At 69.7% G+C, this 17,444-nt stretch carries 15 protein-coding genes; 4 read left to right on the forward strand and 11 right to left on the reverse strand.

Features of this window, described 5'->3' with window-relative positions:
- Nucleotide 1 precedes the first annotated feature (1 nt).
- Complete coding sequence (cobJ, locus tag AB4Z55_RS15180; RefSeq protein WP_354559477.1) at nt 2-1,609, forward strand: precorrin-3B C(17)-methyltransferase; 1,608 nt, start codon at nt 2-4, stop codon at nt 1,607-1,609.
- On the opposite strand, the gene AB4Z55_RS15185 is transcribed toward cobJ, so the two are convergent.
- The 4 genes from AB4Z55_RS15185 to AB4Z55_RS15200 are packed head-to-tail and all read right to left on the reverse strand — an operon-like array spanning nt 1,562 to nt 5,230.
- Nucleotides 1,562-2,341: a cobalt-precorrin-6A reductase gene (locus tag AB4Z55_RS15185; protein WP_239398739.1), complete on the reverse strand. Its 780-nt coding sequence runs from the start codon at nt 2,339-2,341 to the stop codon at nt 1,562-1,564. The two genes, cobJ and AB4Z55_RS15185, sit on opposite strands and share 48 nt — an antisense overlap.
- Nucleotides 2,338-3,114 (reverse strand): cobalt-precorrin-4/precorrin-4 C(11)-methyltransferase, encoded by a 777-nt coding sequence (locus AB4Z55_RS15190; protein ID WP_239398737.1) that lies wholly within the window; start codon nt 3,112-3,114, stop codon nt 2,338-2,340. Before AB4Z55_RS15190 ends, AB4Z55_RS15185 begins: the two co-directional genes overlap by 4 nt.
- Nucleotides 3,111-4,436, reverse strand: a complete 1,326-nt coding sequence (cbiE, locus tag AB4Z55_RS15195; protein WP_369520025.1) for a precorrin-6y C5,15-methyltransferase (decarboxylating) subunit CbiE — start codon at nt 4,434-4,436, stop codon at nt 3,111-3,113. Before cbiE ends, AB4Z55_RS15190 begins: the two co-directional genes overlap by 4 nt.
- Nucleotides 4,433-5,230: an SDR family NAD(P)-dependent oxidoreductase gene (locus tag AB4Z55_RS15200; RefSeq protein WP_248645427.1), complete on the reverse strand. Its 798-nt coding sequence runs from the start codon at nt 5,228-5,230 to the stop codon at nt 4,433-4,435. Before AB4Z55_RS15200 ends, cbiE begins: the two co-directional genes overlap by 4 nt.
- A 48-nt stretch (nt 5,231-5,278) precedes the next feature.
- Between AB4Z55_RS15200 and AB4Z55_RS15205 the strand changes: the two genes are divergently transcribed.
- Together AB4Z55_RS15205 and AB4Z55_RS15210 are read left to right on the forward strand one after the other, a co-directional pair.
- Nucleotides 5,279-5,680, forward strand: a complete 402-nt coding sequence (locus tag AB4Z55_RS15205) for a PPOX class F420-dependent oxidoreductase (protein ID WP_369520026.1) — start codon at nt 5,279-5,281, stop codon at nt 5,678-5,680.
- Nucleotides 5,681-5,893: 213 nt separating this feature from the next.
- Entirely contained in the window at nt 5,894-7,540 is a 1,647-nt protein-coding gene (locus tag AB4Z55_RS15210; protein WP_369520027.1) for a DUF222 domain-containing protein, read from the forward strand.
- Nucleotides 7,541-7,900: 360 nt separating this feature from the next.
- Here AB4Z55_RS15210 and AB4Z55_RS15215 read toward each other — a convergent pair whose 3' ends face one another.
- Nucleotides 7,901-9,061, reverse strand: coding sequence for a M24 family metallopeptidase (locus AB4Z55_RS15215; RefSeq protein WP_369520028.1), 1,161 nt, complete (start codon nt 9,059-9,061; stop codon nt 7,901-7,903).
- A gap of 54 nt (nt 9,062-9,115) precedes the next feature.
- On the opposite strand from AB4Z55_RS15215, the gene AB4Z55_RS15220 reads away from it, so the two are divergent.
- Nucleotides 9,116-10,087 carry a 5'-3' exonuclease H3TH domain-containing protein gene (locus AB4Z55_RS15220; RefSeq protein ID WP_369521023.1) on the forward strand — a complete coding sequence of 324 codons (972 nt, stop codon included), beginning with the start codon at nt 9,116-9,118 and terminating at the stop codon, nt 10,085-10,087.
- Nucleotides 10,088-10,118: 31 nt separating this feature from the next.
- Here the strand turns inward: AB4Z55_RS15220 and AB4Z55_RS15225 are convergent, their stop codons facing one another.
- From AB4Z55_RS15225 to AB4Z55_RS15250, 6 genes are all read right to left on the reverse strand, one after another.
- Nucleotides 10,119-11,015, reverse strand: a complete 897-nt coding sequence (locus AB4Z55_RS15225) for a DUF4333 domain-containing protein (protein WP_239398723.1) — start codon at nt 11,013-11,015, stop codon at nt 10,119-10,121.
- A gap of 217 nt (nt 11,016-11,232) precedes the next feature.
- Nucleotides 11,233-14,043: an RNA helicase gene (locus tag AB4Z55_RS15230; protein ID WP_101818885.1), complete on the reverse strand. Its 2,811-nt coding sequence runs from the start codon at nt 14,041-14,043 to the stop codon at nt 11,233-11,235.
- A complete protein-coding gene (gene tatC / locus AB4Z55_RS15235) occupies nt 14,040-14,960 on the reverse strand; it encodes a twin-arginine translocase subunit TatC (protein ID WP_101818884.1) in 921 nt (306 codons plus the stop codon). The genes AB4Z55_RS15230 and tatC overlap by 4 nt, the downstream gene beginning before the upstream one ends.
- Nucleotides 14,961-15,053: 93 nt before the next feature.
- Nucleotides 15,054-15,326: a Sec-independent protein translocase subunit TatA gene (gene tatA / locus AB4Z55_RS15240; RefSeq protein ID WP_004019049.1), complete on the reverse strand. Its 273-nt coding sequence runs from the start codon at nt 15,324-15,326 to the stop codon at nt 15,054-15,056.
- Between the two features lie 106 nt (nt 15,327-15,432).
- Complete coding sequence (locus tag AB4Z55_RS15245; protein ID WP_004019050.1) at nt 15,433-16,404, reverse strand: YafY family protein; 972 nt, start codon at nt 16,402-16,404, stop codon at nt 15,433-15,435.
- A complete protein-coding gene (locus AB4Z55_RS15250; RefSeq protein WP_369520029.1) occupies nt 16,404-17,396 on the reverse strand; it encodes a helix-turn-helix transcriptional regulator in 993 nt (330 codons plus the stop codon). Before AB4Z55_RS15250 ends, AB4Z55_RS15245 begins: the two co-directional genes overlap by 1 nt.
- Between the last annotated feature and the right edge of the window lie 48 nt (nt 17,397-17,444).

The following is a 17,444-nucleotide window of genomic DNA, read 5'->3' on the forward strand; positions in this document are numbered from 1 at the left end:
GATGGCCCCCATGCACTCGGACAGCTCGGCCGCCGGACAGACGTCGGGTCAGGGCACGCTCTACGGCATCGGGCTCGGCCCGGGCGACAGCGAACTGATGACGGTCAAGGCCGCCCGCCTCATCACCACCGCGGATGTGATCGCGTATCACTCTGCGCGGCACGGCAACAGCATCGCGAGGTCGGTCGCGGAGCCGTACCTGCGCGAGGGCCAGACCGAGGAACGTCTGATGTACCCGGTCACCACCGAGACGACTGACCACCCCGGCGGCTACCAGGGCGCACTCGACGACTTCTACACCGAGAGCGCCGAACGCCTCGCGGTCCACCTGCGGGCCGGGCGTGACGTCGTCCTCCTCGCCGAGGGCGATCCGCTCTTCTACAGCTCGTACATGCACATGCACAAGCGGCTGTCGCCGCACTTCGACGCCGAGATCGTGCCCGGCGTGACCTCGGTGAGCGCGGCGGCGGCGGCCACCGGAGTCCCGCTCGTCGAGGGCGAGGAGACCCTCACGGTGGTTCCGGGTACGGCGTCGACGTCGGAGCTGCTCTTCCGTTTCCGTTCCGGGGACGCGATCGTCGTGATGAAACTCGGCCGGACCTTCGAGCGGGTGCGCGACGCGCTCCGCGAGGCCGGGCGTCTCGACGAGGCGTTCTACGTCGAGCGGGCCTCCACGACGGTCGAACGGGTGCTCCCGGCCGCCGACGTGAATCCCGCGGAGGTGCCCTACTTCTCGATCCTCGTCGTCCCGGGACGCCGCAACAATCCGAGGTTCGAGCCGGAACCCGTGCCCGGTGAGCTCGTCGTCGTCGGGCTCGGCCCGGGCCACGACAGCTGGACCACCCCGGAGGTGCGCACCGAGCTGGCCACGGCCACCGACCTCGTCGGGTACACCACCTACCTCAAGCGCGTCACCCCTCGCCCGGGCCAGCGCGTGCATGCCAGCGACAACCGGGTGGAGGCCGAACGCGCCGAATTCGCCCTCGACCTCGCCCGACGCGGCGCGCGTGTCGCCGTCGTCTCCTCCGGTGATCCCGGCGTGTTCGCGATGGCCGCCGCAGTCGCCGAGGTTGCCGCACAACCGCGGTGGCACGAGGTGCCCGTCCGCGTGGTGCCCGGCGTCACCGCGGCCACCGCGGTCGCCGCAGCGGTCGGCGCGCCCCTCGGACACGACTTCGCGGTCATCTCGCTCTCCGACCGGCTCAAGCCGTGGTCGGTCATCGAACGACGCATCCGTGCCGCGCTCGGCGCCGATCTGGTCATCGCCATCTACAACCCGGGGTCGGCGAGCCGCACCTGGCAGGTCGGCGCCCTGCAGCACACGCTCACCCAGACGGTGTCGCCCGACCGCGTCGTGGTGCTCGGGCGAGATGTCGGCGGTCCGGAGCAGCAGCTCACCATCACCACGGTCGCGGACTTCGACCCTGCCGTCGTGGACATGCGCACGATGATCATCATCGGATCGTCGGCGACCCGGGTCGTGCAGCGCGCAGCGGGCCCGCTCGTGTTCACGCCACGCAGCCACCGCCCGGTGGACACCACCGATCAGACTGCCGACGAGTCAGCCGAGCAGCGCCTCGAGCCAGTCCCGGGCGGCCCCGACCTCTGAGACGACCGGCGAGTCGGGCTCGTCGGGCCGGTCGACCATGATGACCTCGATCCCGAGTTCGGCGGCGGCCGCCAGCTTCGCCGACGTCAGCGGCCCGCCGCTGTTCTTGGTGACCAGCATGTCGATGTCGTTGTCGCGCAACAGCCTCGACTCCGACGCGTGGTCGTAGGGCCCGCGCGAGCGCACCACCTCGTGGTGAGGCGGGAGCGCTCCGGTCGGGGCGTCGACGACCCGGATCAGGAACCACGCCGACTCGATCCCCGCGAAGACCCCGACGTCCTGACGTCCGGTGGTCAGGAAGACCCGCCCGCCCCGGGCGGCCACTTCTCGTGCGGCAGAGGGCAGGTCGGGCACACGGATCCAGGTGTCGGAGTCGCCGGGCACCCACGGATCGCGGCGCAGACGCAGCAGCGGTAGCCCCGCGTCGGCCGTGGCTCGCGCCGCATTGCGGGTGATGGTCGCGGCGAACGGGTGGGTGGCATCGACCACGGCCTGAATCCGGTTGCTCTGCAACCAGTCGCGGAGACCATCGGATCCACCGAATCCGCCGATGCGCACCGGGCCGACCGGCAGACGGGGGTCGTTCACCCGACCCGCAAGGGAACTGATGAATTCGATGCCGGACTCGCTCAGGGCCGAGGCCAACGCCCGCGCCTCCCCCGTCCCGCCCAGGATCAGGATGCGCCGAGCGTCATCCGGCGGGCTCGAATCGGTTGTGTCGGGACCGGTCACCGCGTCGACTCACGGTCGGTGCGGAGCTTGGTCATGCGCGCGTGCGAGTACAGGTAGCTGTCGGTGGCCTCGGACCTCGCCGGGTCCAGCACACGACCGACGAAGATGACCGCGGTCCTGCGGATGTCGGCGGCGTCCAGTGTCTCGGGCAACCGGCGCAGCGGGCACCGTACGATCTGCTCGTTCGCGCGACTCGCGAACGCCACTGTCGCGGTAGGACATTCACTGCCGTAGTGCGGGGCGAGCGCCGCCACGATCTCCTCGGCGCGGTGTGCCGCGAGATGAAGTGCGAGCGTCACCCCGGTCGCGGCGAGACTCGCGAGGTCCTCCCCCGGCGGCATGTCGGTCGACAGTGTCGACACCCGCGAGATCAACAGGCTCTGGCCGACGCCCGGGACGGTCAGTTCGGTGCCCAGAGCGGCCGCGGCCGCCGCGAACGCCGGGACACCCGGCACGATCCGGTGATCGATACCGCGTGCGGTCAGTTCGCGCTGCTGCTCGGCCAGCGCCGAGTAGAGGCTGAGGTCACCCGAGTGCAGGCGCGCCACGTCATGACCCCGCGCGTCGGCGGCGGCGATGACATCGATGATGTCCGGCAACGGCATCCGTGCAGTGTCGACGAGTTCGACCCCGTCGGGACACAGCGCCAGGAGTTCCGGCGGCACCAGCGATCCCGCGTAGACACAGGTGCCGCATTCCCCCAGCAGGCGCGCACCCCGGAGGGTGATGAGGTCGGCCGCGCCGGGACCGGCCCCGATGAAGTAGACGGTCATCGGACTGCCTCCGCGGGTTCGGGCCCGGGGTCGGGCGTCGACGGCGCCGGTTTGTCGACCGCCCACTGCACGATCGGCAGTGCCGGACGCCAGGTGCTCATCGTGCCGAGGGGCGCCACGGTCTCGACCGACAGTCGGCGCAACGTGCCCCCGAGTTCGCCGTGCCGCCGGGTCACGAGGGCCTGGTTCTCGACCGTCACCGCGTTGACGACGAGCCGGCCGCGGTCGGCGAGCGCCGCCCAGGCGAGCGACAGGATCTCCTCGTCGAGTCCGCCGCCGATGAAGACCGCGTCGGGACGGGGTGCGTCGGCGAGTTCGTCGGGAGCCGGCCCCCGCACCGTGAGCCGGTGCGCCACCCCGTGGCGGGCTGCGTTGCGGCGCAGCCGCTCAGCACGTTCGGAGTCGCGTTCGAAGGCGACGACCGTCCCACGGTCGTCGGCACGCAACCATTCGATCGCCACGCTGCCGGAACCGGACCCGATGTCCCACAGGGTCTGCGCCCCGGCCGGGCCGAGCGCGCACACGGTCAGGGCGCGAATCGTCGACTTGGTGATCTGGCCGTCGTGCTCATAGGCATCGTCCGGCCGGCCGGGGAGGCGGGACCGGCGGGGCCCAACGCAGTCGACGGCGACAATGTTCAGCGGGTCCCCGGCCCGACGGCGCCACGACTCCGCGGTGTCGGTGGCGATCTGTTCGGCAGGGCCACCGAGTTGCTCGAGAACGGTCATCGTCGAAGACCCGAAACCGGCATCGACGAGCAGCGTCGCAACGGCCGCGGGGGTGGTCTCGTCGCGGCTCAGTATCAGCACGCGAGCCCCGTCGGTGACCTCGCCGAGCACGACGCTCGGCTCGGCCCGCACCGCGCTGACGATCCGGGTGGTCGCGAGATCCCAGCCGAGGCGCGCACAGGCCAGACTTGCGCTGGACACCGCCGGATACACCCGCACCCGGTCCGCGCCGACGCGGCCGATGATGCTGGCGCCGACCCCGTGGAACATCGGGTCGCCGCTGGCCAGGATGTGGACGATGCCCGCGTGCGCGGTGCCGTCCTCGATTGGCCCGCTCGCTGCGCTCCCGGCGCCCGCCACGACCTCGGCCAGGTGTTCCGACATCGGTGACCGCCACGGTCGCAGTTGCGCGCCGAGTTCGGATGCAGCGCCGTCGAGGAGCGCCAATTGTCGTGCGGCACCGTAGATCACCTGCGCACGACGCAACTCGTCACGCACCGTCTCGCCGAGTCCGGGCCAACCATCGGCACCGATTCCGATCACGACGAACTCGGATGCGGGTGGCGACCCGTGAGTTGTATCCGGGGCCGTCATCGGGGAAGTCTCCGCCACACGGCGCGTGGCAGCAGGCGCATCCCGAAGAACACGGGGCGGAGCACACCCGGGATCCAGACCTCGCCGCGTCCCTTGTGGAAGGCGCGCGCCACCGCGTCGGCCACCTGCTCGGGATTGCGCGACAGCGGTGCGGGTTTCACTCCGGACTCCATCAGGTCGCGGGTCATCGCGCCGACCACGAACCCGGGACGGGCCAACAGCAGGCGGGCGCCGGTGCCGTGCAACGCATCTGCGAGACCGCTCGCGAACCCGTCGAGTCCGGCCTTCGTCGAGCCGTAGACGTAGTTGGCACGGCGCACCCGGATACCCGCGACCGACGAGAAGACGATGATCGTGCCTGAGCGCTGAGCGCGCAGGACGGACGCGAGCGGTGTGAGCACGCTGATGTGGGCGTAGTAGTCGGTGTGGGCGATCTGAAGCGCATGTGCCACATCGGTTTCGGCGCGGGCCTGGTCCCCCAGGATGCCGAACGCGACGATCGCGATCCCGATCGGCCCGTACCGCTGCGCCAGTGACTCGACGAGTGCGGGGTGGGAGTCGGTGTCGTTCGCGTCGAATGCGACGGTGTGCACCGCCACCGCCCCGGCGTCGAGGAGGCGAGCCGTCTCGTCGGCCAGGTCGTCGGGGCGACGAGCCGCCAGCACGACGGTCCGCCCGTGAGCGAGACGCGCGGCGGTGGCCACGCCGATCTCACTGCGGCCGCCGAACAGCACGAGGGTGCCGGCCGGGTCGGCGTCCGGACGCGCCGATGCCCCGTTGCTGCGTGATGACATGACCACCAGTATCGCACCGGCCCCGAGACCGACCTCTATCGTGGGGTCATGCCTCGCACCGCCGCCGACCTAGGATCCGATGCGCTCGCGTTCCTCACCGAACGCCACCTCGGGACCCTCACCACGCTGCGCGCCGACGGCACGCCACACGCCGTCGCCGTCGGCTTCACGTGGGATCCCGAGGCCGGACTGGCACGGGTCATCACCTCGGACGGCAATCAGAAGGTCCGCAACGCCGAGCGTGGCGCCTACGCGGCCGTCACGAATGTCGACGGCCCGCGGTGGTTGACCCTGGAGGGACCCGCGACGGTCCGCCGCGAACCCGACCACGTGCGCGAGGCCGAGCAGCGCTACGCGCAGCGATACCGGGAACCCAGGCCGAATCCGCGCCGCGTGGTGATCGAGATCAGTGTGAGCCGGATCCTGGGGTCCGCGTCGTTGTTCAGCTAGCGCCGCTAGCATGTGAGGTCGGATTCTGCTCGCCGTGGGCGTGGATGTCGTCGACGGGGTTCCCGCCTCTATCACACGTCACCGACAACCTTACTGCGCTATGCGGCCGTCAGATCAGTAGCCAGACAATACTTTTCGCCTGTCCTGATCCTCCGATCGCGTGTACACTCGAACGTACATTCGTAGCAACGGGTCTCGGGGGAGGTGGCCGTCATGGCCGACACCACACCCGTCGGAGGCGATTCGGCAGCGCCCAAGACGCGTGCCGTCGAGCTGGTGACAGAGCTGCATGCGATCCTCGATGAGTTGCAGACTGTGGACTTGTCGCCGTGTACCGATACCGAGTTGGCCGACGTGGCAGCCGATACCGAACGTGCCATCGCACGACTGACCGTCGCCGGTGACCGGCAGATCGATCAGGTCGAGGCTCGTGACCTACCCCGCAAGTCCGGCTGCAGGACACTCATGCAGTTCATGACCCACCGGCTGCGGGTCTCCAACCCTGTGCGGCGTCGTAAGCAGATGGACGCCACCGCCACCCGCACCAGCCTCGGCGGCGAGGTCCTACCGCCCGAACACCCCTGCCTCGCTGAGGCGTTCGCTGCGGGAGCGGTTGGCTCTGCACACGTGCAGGCCGCCCTCGATGTCCTCGACCAGATCCCCCACGCCGTCGAGCATGATGTGAAAGTCGCTGCCGAGCGTCAGATGGCCGAGATCGCCGAAGCCCACAGCCCCGCCGACATCACCCAACTCGGCGCGCGGCTCCTCGCCCACCTCGACCCCGACGGCACACCGTCCGACGACACCGACCAGAAACGACGCCGCAACCTGTGGATCGGACGCCAACGAGCCGACGGCACCGCCACCATCTCCGGCACCCTCACCCCCGAACTCGCCGCCCGACTCACGATGATGTTCGCCGTCTGGGGCAAACCCGGACTCAACAACCCCGACGACCCCGCCTCACCCAGCGGACCCGCCGGCACCGCCGACCCCGACGCCCTCGCGCTCGCGCTCGCAGCCGATCGTGACGGCCGCACCCTCGCCCAGACGAATCACGATGCGCTCGACGCCGCACTCACCGCTGGCTTTTCAGACGGGATTCTCGGAAAGTCGCACCGCGGCCTGCCCGCCCATCTGATCATCAAAGCCGATCTGGGCGACCTGATCCGTGAAGCCGGGCTCGCGACCACCGCCACCGGCACCCTGCTGCCCATCCCCGACCTGATCGCGATGGCCGGCGACGTTCAACCATGGTTGGCAGTATTCAAGGACGCCACCGCGGTGCCGCTGCATTTCGGTAGGGGCAAGCGTCTGGCCACCCGCGAACAACGTCTCGTGTCCTTCGCCCGCCCCGACGGCGAGGTGTGCTCGGCTCCCGGCTGCGATCAACCCGCCACCCAGGTCGAACTCCATCACGCCCACAAGGATTGGGCCAAGGGTGGTCTCACCGACATCGACGACCTCGCCCCGGCCTGCCCGCGGCACAACCGGATGGTCGGCGACCAGCCCGGCCAGTACACCACCCGCATCGAACGGTCCGGACCCGACGAAGGCCGCTGCCTCTGGCGGTTGAACGCCGAACCCGGCGCGCCACCCAACCCCGAACGCATCAACCGCCGGCCCGACATACCCCGGCAGTTCGCCGCACACCTACGCGACATACGCGCCGAGATCCACGGACCGCCAACGCAGCCCGGCGATCAAGCACGCCCCGAGACGCCACACCCCCACGACGCGCGCCGCTCATGGCTGACCACCAGCCACGTCATCGACGTCCGCCCACCACGGCCCGGACCACCGATGCCCTGCCCGTCGCTCGTGGAGGCGCATCTGATGACGCTTCTCGCCGACCTCTGACCTGCACCCGGAGCGACACCCATCACACCAACGAACCTCAAGTCGACCGACTGACCTGGACCGAAGTCCGGCAGCCGAAACGACATTCGCCAGTGTCTTCAACCAGCAATGGGGTGGTTGTGGCGCGTGGCTTCGACTCGGCTCCTCGACCTCGACCCGCTCCTTCGTCGCTTGCTCGGCCCGGCGGCTGCGCTCGGTGCCGGCTCGACCAGCGGTGAGGCGGTACCCCTGGCCACACGACGAGTCCACGACTCAACCGCACGGCCATCGTCGTCGGAAGTCGGTGCCGAACTGCTCAAACACCCCTATCGCGCTGGTCAGGGTGCAGATGAGTCGATGTCGCGTGACACCAGCCGCGACTTACAGCCGGACGAGTTCGTGTGGGCGGTTGTTGAGGGACTCGCAGCCATCCTCCGTGACGACGACGATGTCCTCGATCCGGGCACCCCATCGGCCGGAGACGTAGACGCCCGGCTCCACGCTGAACGCCATGCCGGCCCGCAGCGGGATGTCGTTGCCACCGACGATGTAGGGCTCCTCGTGCACCGACAGCCCGATGCCGTGCCCGGTGCGGTGGATGAACCGCTCGGCCAGGCCGCGCTCGGCGAGCAGATCGCGCGCCGCGGCATCGATAGACGACGCGGTCACCCCGGGCCGGACAGCGGCCACGGCCGCGCGTTGCGCCTCGAGCAGTGCGGCGTAAGCATCGGCGATGTCGGCGGGCGGATCGTCGAAGCAGTACGTGCGCGTGGAATCGGAGTTGTAGCCCGGCTCCACCGGACCACCGATGTCGACCACGACGATGTCGGACCGCTCGATGACCCGGTCGGAGAACTCATGGTGGGGATCGGCGCCGTTGGGGCCGGACCCGACGATGATGAACGCCGCCTCGGTGTGCCCCTCCTCGAGGATCGCGGCGGCGATGTCGGCGGCGACCTCCCGTTCGGTGCGTCCGGGGACCAGCCAGTCGCCCATTCGCGCGTGCACGCGGTCGATCGCGGCGCCGGCGCGGCGGAGAGCGTCGATCTCCGCGGCGTCCTTGATCATCCGGAGTTCGCGTAGGACGTCGGTCGCCAATTGCGGTGTGGCGCCGGTGTGCCGGGCGAGCGGGATCACGTGCAGGGCGGGCATGGAGTCGGAGACGGCGATGCGCGGCTGCGGCGGCAACCCGGTCAGCGCCAGCGCGTGGGCGTCGTCACCGTCGACCCAGTCGGCCACCTCGATGTCGAGATCGCCCACCGCCGAGGCCGATAGCGACGGGACCTCGAGCCGCGCGATCACCAGTCGCGGGTCACCGGCCGCGGGGATCACGAGCGCCGTGAGCCGTTCGAAGGTCTCCGCCCGCGATCCCACCAGATAGCGCAGGTCCGGTCCGGGTGCGACGACGAGCGCGTCGAGATCTGCGGCGCGGGTGAGGTCGGCGGCACGGCGGACCCGGTCCCGGTACACCTCCGCGCCGAAGAGCGGTGCGGCCCCCACTCCCGATGTCGCGACCCGTGCTGCTCCGTTCCCAGATGCCATGCGACGAACACTACCGCCGACTCATGACAGAGTGTGGGGGTGACGGATTCGTTGATGCTGCTCGACGGCGCGAGCCTGTGGTTCCGATCGTTCTTCGCCCTCCCGGAGAAGATGACGAGTCCGGACGGACGCCCGGTCAACGCGGTCCGCGGTTTCGTCGACACCATCGCCAATCTCGTGGTGCGCGAACGTCCGTCGCGCCTGGTGGTGTGTCTGGACCTCGACTGGCGCCCGGAGTTCCGCACCGACCTGATCTCCACCTACAAGGCCCATCGCGTCGCGGTCCCCGACGGTGACACCGAGGCCGGGGGCACCGATGTCGAGGGCCGGGAGGTCGACGTCGAAGAGGTGCCCGACACGCTCACCCCGCAGGTCGACATGATCATGGCCGTTCTCGCAGCGGCGGGCATCGCGACCTCGGGCGCCGTCGGATGTGAAGCCGACGATGTGATCGGCACCCTTGCCTACGACGAGGCGAACGATCCGGTGATCGTCGTCAGCGGGGATCGGGACCTGCTGCAGGTGGTCGCCGACGATCCGGTACCGGTGCGCGTCCTCTACGTCGGCCGAGGGTTGGCGAAAGCCGAGATGATGGGTCCGGTGGAAGTTGCCGAGAAGTACGGCGTGCCGGTCGACCGCGCCGGGATCGGCTACGCGGAGATGTCGATGTTGCGCGGTGACCCCTCGGACGGGTTGCCGGGTGTGGCCGGTATCGGTGAGAAGACCGCGGCGAAGCTGATCACCGAGTACGGCAGCCTCGACGCCCTGGAGGCGGCCGCCGCCGACCCGTCGTCGTCGGTGCCCACCCGGAGCCGGAAGTCACTGCTCGCGTCGGTCGACTACCTGCAGGCGGCACGCATCGTCGTCTCGGTGCGTACCGACGCCGACACCATCGACAGCGGCTCGGACGTCCTGCCGGCCGAACCCGCCGATCCCGCGGCGCTCGCCGAGCTCGTCGAGGAACTCGGCATCGGGGCGTCGGTCGGGCGGTTGGCGAAGGCCCTCGGATGGCCGCAGGCCGGCTGAGGCCTCTACGTGCCAGCCGGCTCAGGTTCGATCAGCTGGGGCGCGAGACCTCGTAGCGTCCGTCGTCGTCGATGAACGTGACGGTGACCTGCTGTTGCTGTCCGCCCACGGTGACCGAGCAGGTGAACGACGCACCGGTCTCGACCCGCTGGCCGGACGGGCACTGCACGTCGGAGACCTCGCTGGCCTGGTAGTCCTCGGTCAGGATCTTCTGCACACCGTCTTGCGCGGCCTGCTGGTCGAGGTTCTTCGGTGCCCAGCCGGGGAACAGGAACGCGGTGATCAGCACGATCGCGGCGATGAGGATCAGCGCACCGCCGCCGACGAACATCAGTGTCCGGGCGGTCTTGTTCGACTTCCCGGTCGCCATCCCGCTGAACTGGTCGCCGCCCCCGTACTGATTCTGACCGTACTGATTCTGGCCGTACTGGTTCTGGCCGTAGGGGTTCTGGGCGTTCGGTCCCGCAACGCCCTGCGGATTCTGGCCGTAGGGCTGCTGGCCGTACTGACCCTGCCCGGGCGCCCCGTACTGGCCGGCCCCGGACCCGTACTGGCCCGGTGCCCCGTACTGGGCAGCCGGCTGGCCGTACTGCTGCTGTGCGCCCGGTTGACCGTACTGACCGGGATTGCCCACCTGCGTCGGCTGCGACTGGGCCGGGCCCGAATACGGTGGTTGACCCGGTGCTCCGTAAGGCTGCTGGTACGGGTTCTGCTGGTACGGATCCGGTTGCGGCTGACCATGACCCGGGTTCTGCGCGGCCGGGTTGGGGGCCATGGTGGTCGGATCCGCCTGCGGCGCGCCGGACTGCCCGCCGCCGGGAAGGTTCACGATCTCGGTCTTGCCGTCCGTACCGGACTGATCGCCGGAAGGGCCCGGGTTCGCTTGCGGATTCGGGTGAGACGGATTGGGGTTGTACGGGTCGGTCATGAATCCCTCCCACTCGGCCGTCCACCCGCTGACGGGTGCCGGCGAACTGTGACGTCGCGGCGATGTCGGGGCAGAGCACGCCGACACCGAATGCGGGATGAACGTTACCTCAGCTGCCTGGGACTATCAGCAAACATCGCACGTGCCCCGCGGACGCGTCGTCCGGTGAACCGACACCCGCGGACCGGCCTCCCGACTCAGCCTGGTGCGCGGCGGCTCAGCCGAGTTCGGCGGCGACCACGCCGCGGCGGATCGCTTTGACCGCTGCCCGCGCCGTCCCGCCGAGGCGGGTGTCCGACCCCACCCCGAGCCGGATCTGTTCGAGAAGATCCACGACCTGCCGGTTCCACCGCACGAAGTCGCCCGGCGAGAGCAGCTGCCCGCGTTCACCCGCCAGGAGCAGAGCCTCCCCGAGCGAGCGTCCCGAGGCCCAGGTCGCCACGGCGACCGAGAATCCGGTGTCGGGTTCGCGTGTCGGACTCACCCGATGACGCTGCTCGATCGCCGTGACCCGCGACCAGATCTCCACCGTCGCCGCCATCGCGGCACGCATCGAGCTGCTGCCCGGCAGTGCGTCGACTCCGCTGTAACTGTCACGCCGGCTCTCGTAGACGAGCGCCGCGACCACCGCGGCGAGGTCGGCCGCGGAGAGGTCGTCCCAGACGCCGGCCCGGATGCACTCGGTCACCACCAGGTCGCTCTCGCTGTAGATGCGGCCGAGAAGCTTGCCCGAGTCCGTCACGGCCATCGTGTGGCCGGTGGACTCGGTCGATTCGGCGACGCGTTCGAGGTATCCCAGTTCGCTGAGGACGCCGACGATGTGATCGAACGTGACGCCGAGCGTCGACGTCCGCTCCCCGATACTGCGCTCGGCGTTGACGATGTCGCGCACCAGCCGGTTACGGCGTTCGGCGAGCCGGAACAGGTCGTCGCCGTTCGGCAGCTGATGCGCCGGATGCGCGCGCAAGGTGCGCCGAAGGTGCGCGAGCTCGGTGTCGTCGGCGGCGTCGGCGCGCTTCTTCTGGCGTCCGCGCGGCATCTCGATGCCGGTCGAGCGCAGCGCCGACGCCAGATCGCGCCGCCCGCGGCCGGTGCGTCGGTCCGCGTTCTTCGGCAGCCGCATGTTGCCCAGCACCTCGGGCGGGTTGACGAAGTCGCGGGTGCCGACGCGTCCGCACCAGGCGTCCTCGGTCAGCACGAGCGGCTTGGGATCCTGTGCCTGAGTGGCCGGTTCGATGATGACCGCCAGACCACGGTGCCGGCCGACCGGAACGCCGATGACATGCCCGCGTTTGAGTGCCGCCAGGTCGGCGGTGATGGCGTCGTGCGTGTCGACCCGCTTGCGGTACTTGAGATCTCGCTCGCGACGCCGGATGTCTTCGCGCAGGGTGACGTAACCGAGGAACCCGGCGTAGGGCTCGTCCTCCGAATCCGACTGAGCCTCAGCAGGTTCCAGACCGCGTGCCTGCGCCGCGCGAGCGAGCTCGCCGTCGAGTTTACGGAGCGCCCGCTGCGCCTCGTCCAGTTTCCGCGCCTGCCCGACGACCGAACGGTCGGCCTGGAACTGCGCGAACGATCGGTGCAGCAGCTCGCGGGCGCCGTCGAGGCCCAACCGCCCGAGCAGGTTGACCGCCATGTTGTACTCCGGCGAGAACGAGCTGCGCAGCGGGAAGGTCCGGGCACCGGCGAGGCCGGCCACCTCCTCCGGGACCACCTCGGGTGTCCACACGACGACCGCGTGGCCCTCGACGTCGATCCCGCGACGACCGGCGCGTCCGGTCAGCTGCGTGAACTCGCCGGGGGTCAGATCGACGTGGGCTTCGCCGTTGTACTTGACGAGTCGCTCGAGAACCACCGAGCGGGCGGGCATGTTGATGCCGAGCGCGAGGGTTTCGGTGGCGAACACCATGCGCACCAGTCCGCGCACGAACAGTTCTTCGACGGTGTGCCGGAATGTCGGGAGCATGCCCGCGTGGTGGGAAGCGAGGCCGCGGCGCAGGCCCTCCCGCCATTCGTGCACCCCCAGTACATCGAGGTCGGTCGGCGACAACTCGGTGAGGTGGCGGTCGACGATCGCGTCGACCTCACCGATCTCCGCCGGTGTGAGGAGCGAGAGACCCGACCGCAGACACTGCGCCAGGGCGGCGTCGCATCCGGCACGCGAGAAGATGAAGCCGATGGCCGGGAGCAGGGCCTCCCGGTCGAGTCGCGTGACGAGGTTCGGGCGGGACAATGCCGGTCCCCGTCCGTCCCGCCTGCGGGGTCCGCTGCCGCGCCCTCGGCCGCGGCCGCGCGCCGACTCCCGCTCGTCGTCGGCCATCAGGATTCGGTGCCGGATCTGACGTTTCAGCTCCGGATTGACCCGCGGGCGCGTTCCGGCCTTGCGCGCCGGTCCGGTGTCGGCCGGGTCGAACAGGTCGAACAACCGCTGGCCGACGAGCATGTGCTGCGACAGCGGGACCGGCCGGTGCTCGTCGACGATCACCGAGGTGTCCCCGCGGACCGTCTGGATCCAGTCGCCGAACTCCTCGGCATTGCTCACCGTCGCCGACAAACTCACCACCCGCACCGACGGTTCGAGGTGCAGGATCACCTCTTCCCACACGGCCCCGCGGAACCGATCGGCCAGGAAGTGGACCTCGTCCATGACGACGTGCGACAGCCCGTCCAGCGCCCGCGATTCGGCATAGATCATGTTGCGCACGACCTCGGTCGTCATCACGACGACCGGCGCATCCGGGTTGATGGAGCTGTCGCCGGTCAGCAGCCCGACCGACTCGGACCCGTGAACGGCCACCAGGTCGTTGTACTTCTGATTGCTGAGGGCCTTGATCGGCGTGGTGTAGAAGCACTTCGTGCCCCCGGCCAGCGCGAGATGCACGGCGAACTCGCCGACGATGGTCTTGCCCGCGCCGGTCGGCGCGCACACCAGCACGCCGTGCCCGCCTTCGAGTGCCTCGCACGCCCGGAGCTGGAAGGCGTCGAGCCGGAAAGCGAGTCTCGACGTGAACGAGTCGAGTTGTGTCACAGGACGTCGTCGAAGGTTGCGCGTTCGCGGGCCGACGCACGGCTCGTACCGGCGCCGACACGACTCGCGGGAGCCGGGATCGGCGACGCCGGAGCGATGGGCTTCGTCGGCGGCAGCGGGCTGGCCTCGTCATCGGAGAGATCGGCCCAGGCCGATGCCTTCTTGGCCTTGCGCTTGTCGACGATGCGTGCGAACTGGATCGCGAACTCGAGCAGCACGGTGAGCGCGAGCGCCAAGGCCAGCATCGTGAAGGGGTCCTGTCCCGGTGTCGCGATGGCTGCGAAGACGAAGACCGCGAAGATGAGGCCACGCCGCCAGCTCTTCAGCCGGGCGTACGTCAGCACGCCCACCACGTTCAGCGCGATGATCAGCAGCGGGAGTTCGAAACTCACGCCGAAGATCACGAGCACGTTGAGCATGAAGCCGAAATACTGGTCACCGGCCAGAGCCGTGACCTGGACCTCGTTGCCCACGGTCAGCAGGAAGTCGAAGGCCTTGGCGACCACCAGGTAGGCCAGTACGGCGCCGCTGACGAAGAGGGTCGTCGCCATCGCGACGAACATGATGCCGTAGCGACGTTCGTGGGAGTGGAGACCCGGGGTGATGAACTGCCAGACCTGATAGATCCAGACCGGGCAGGCGAGCACGACACCCGCGGTCAGCGCGACCTTCAGACGAAGCATGAACTGGTCGAACGGTCCGGTCGCGAGAAGTCGGCACGAATCGTCCGGGGTCAACGTCGCGCGCGACGACGCGGGCAGATCGCAGTACGGTCCGCGCAGCACGTCGCCGAGCGACGAGATACCCAGGAAGCCGTGGCTGTACCAGACGAACCCGAAGATCGTGGTGACGATGATGGCGAGCAGCGAGATGACCATACGAGTGCGCAACTCGTACAGGTGCTCGACCAACGACATGGTGCCGTCGGGATTGAGCTTTCGCTTACGTTGCCGGGGGTCGAGTCGTCGGGGAATCGGAAGAGAGCGCACTGGCGATGCTCCGACGCGCCCCTAAGCCGATTTCTTGACGTCGGCGTCGCGCTGCGTGGTGGGCTGGGTGGAGTCACCCGCGGGCAGCTCACGCCGCGACGGATCGGCCGGCGTCGCGTCGGCGGTGGCCTGCGAGTCCTTGTCGTCGTCCTTCTGCATCTCCTTGACCTCACTCTTGAAGATGCGCAGCGACTGTCCCAGACCTCGGGCGGCGTCCGGCAGCTTCTTCGAGCCGAACAGGATCAGCAGCACAATGGCGACGATCGCCCAGTGCCACCATGACGTGAAGCCCATGAGATCACCCTTCAGATCGGATCAGACAGTGCCCAATGCTACCCGACATGCGGCCGGCCGGGAGGGGCCAGTCGGGATGATCCCCCCAGCCCAGCGGCGGTGACCCTCAGCGATAGCGCGCGCGTGCGGCTGCCGCGGAGTCGGCGACCGCCGCGGCGACCGTCGGTTCGTCGACGACCCGCACGGCACCGGCGAATCCGAGCAGGAAGCGGGTGAGCCACTCCGGCGACCCGTAGACCAGTCGGGCGCGAACGGGCAGGTCGGCGTCGGGTCGGTCCTCGACGTTCTCGACGGGGTCGAGCGGGTAGTAGTCGAGAACCCACAGATGGTCGGCGTCGATCTCGATCTCGACGGCCGGGAGGTCGGGGTTCTCGGCCACCAGCACCGACTGATTCGACGCCGCGGCCTCGGCCGGCGGGCGGCTCGGCTCGTCCAGGGCCGACGCGGTGTCGACCCGGTCGAACCGGAACAGTCGCACCCCCTCGGCCATCCGGCACCAGGCCTCCAGATAGGTGTGCTGGTCCATGACCTGGAGACGGATCGGGTCGACCACCCGGTCGGTGACGCTGTCGCGCCCGGCCGAGTAGTACCGCAGTCGCAGTGCCCGCGCCTGTTTGGTGGCCTCGCGGATCGTCGAATACGTCGGGTTCTCCCCCGACGGATCGGGTGCCGCGTCGGACGCCCCCGCGACCCCGGGCACCGTCGCACCCACCGCCTGCTCGATCTTCGCGATCGCCCGGCGCGCCGCGGCCACGTCGACGACACCCGGCGTCTCGACCAGCGCCCGTAATGCGACGAGGAGCGTGCTGGCCTCGACGGTCGTCAGCCGCAACGGCCGGTCCATGCCGGCGGTGAAGCCGACCGTCACGAAGCCCTCGCTGAACTCGAGCTCGATGAGGTCATCGGGGTAGTACCCGGGCAGCCCGCAGACGAAGAGCAGCTCGAGATCTTTGGTGAGCTGTGCCTGGGTGACCCCGAGTTCGGCCGCGGCCTGCACGATCGAGATGCCGCGGCGGGCCTGGAAGTACGGGACCATCGCCAGCAGCCTGTTGAGGCGCGACGGTGCTGCGGCGGCCATCAGGCGCTCACCCCGCTCAGGCGGTCGAGGCTCGCGACGACGAGTTCGCGCAGCTCCGGCGGATCCAGGACGACCGCGTCCCGGCCCACACTCAGGACCATGCGGGCAACCGCGGTCAGCGAGTGGATCTCGAGGGTGACGATGTCGCCGGGTTCGCCGTCGAAGTCGGCGGGCTCGGTTACCGTCGCAGCGCGACGCAGGCCGAACGCCCGGTCGGCCGCCACCCAGATCCGCGCGGTCCGGCCGTCGGACCCGGACGCGGAATCGACGGCGGCGGAGACGATCTGCTGGAGATCGGTGCCGGCCGGGACCACCACCGCGTCAGCGGCACCGACCGCGGAAACCGCCGCGATGCGCGACAGCCGGAAGGTCCGGGTGGCGTCGCGATCCCGGTCGTGCCCGACGAGGTACCACCGACCCCGATGGGACACCACTCCCCACGGTTCGACGCGCCGCGTGGTCGGCGCGGCGGCCGCCGACGACCGATGCCGGAACTCGACGGCACGCCCGTCCTGGACCGCGGCGAGCAGACCCGCGATGACTTCTTCGGACCCGAGTGATCGCGACGACCCGCCCGTGGTGATCCCCAGATCGTCCTCGGAACGGACATCCAGCCCCGCGGCCCGCAACTTGAGGATCGCCGTCTGGGACAGCGTCGAGACCTCCGGCGTGTCCCACAGCGCGGCGGCCATGGCGATGGCCGCCGCCTCGTCGGACTCCAGGGAGATCTCGGGCAGCTCGTAGGAATCGCGGTCGATGCGGTATCCCTCGGCGCCGGCGGCCATCGGCGACCGGCCGGTGACGAGCGGGATCCCGAGGTCGCGCAACTCGTTCTTGTCCCGCTCGAACATCCGGTTGAACGCCTCGTCGGACTGCCCGTCATCCGAGTAGCCCGCGACGTTGCGGCGGATGTAGTCGGCGGTGACGTACTGCCGCGTCCACAGCAGGCAGATGACGAGGTTGAGCAGACGCTCGACTTTGGGGGTTGCCACCGAGTCAGGTTAGAACGTGGCCGTTCGCCGCGTACGGAGGCACGCGGC

Origin of the sequence: Gordonia sp. ABKF26, from assembly GCF_041103195.1 — a bacterium.
Taxonomy (GTDB): Bacteria; Actinomycetota; Actinomycetes; order Mycobacteriales; family Mycobacteriaceae; genus Gordonia; species Gordonia terrae.

Coding starts and splice junctions, on each gene's coding strand:
- AB4Z55_RS15205 (WP_369520026.1), top strand. CDS start 5,279: ATGCCTCGCACCGCCGCCGACCTAGGATCCGATGCGCTCGCGTTCCTC.
- AB4Z55_RS15220 (WP_369521023.1), top strand. CDS start 9,116: ATGCTGCTCGACGGCGCGAGCCTGTGGTTCCGATCGTTCTTCGCCCTC.
- tatA (WP_004019049.1), bottom strand. CDS start 15,326: ATGGGCTTCACGTCATGGTGGCACTGGGCGATCGTCGCCATTGTGCTG.
- AB4Z55_RS15225 (WP_239398723.1), bottom strand. CDS start 11,015: ATGACCGACCCGTACAACCCCAATCCGTCTCACCCGAATCCGCAAGCG.
- cbiE (WP_369520025.1), bottom strand. CDS start 4,436: ATGACGGCCCCGGATACAACTCACGGGTCGCCACCCGCATCCGAGTTC.
- tatC (WP_101818884.1), bottom strand. CDS start 14,960: ATGTCGTTGGTCGAGCACCTGTACGAGTTGCGCACTCGTATGGTCATC.
- AB4Z55_RS15215 (WP_369520028.1), bottom strand. CDS start 9,061: ATGGCATCTGGGAACGGAGCAGCACGGGTCGCGACATCGGGAGTGGGG.
- AB4Z55_RS15190 (WP_239398737.1), bottom strand. CDS start 3,114: ATGACCGTCTACTTCATCGGGGCCGGTCCCGGCGCGGCCGACCTCATC.
- AB4Z55_RS15200 (WP_248645427.1), bottom strand. CDS start 5,230: ATGTCATCACGCAGCAACGGGGCATCGGCGCGTCCGGACGCCGACCCG.
- AB4Z55_RS15245 (WP_004019050.1), bottom strand. CDS start 16,404: ATGGCCGCCGCAGCACCGTCGCGCCTCAACAGGCTGCTGGCGATGGTC.
- AB4Z55_RS15210 (WP_369520027.1), top strand. CDS start 5,894: ATGGCCGACACCACACCCGTCGGAGGCGATTCGGCAGCGCCCAAGACG.
- cobJ (WP_354559477.1), top strand. CDS start 2: ATGGCCCCCATGCACTCGGACAGCTCGGCCGCCGGACAGACGTCGGGT.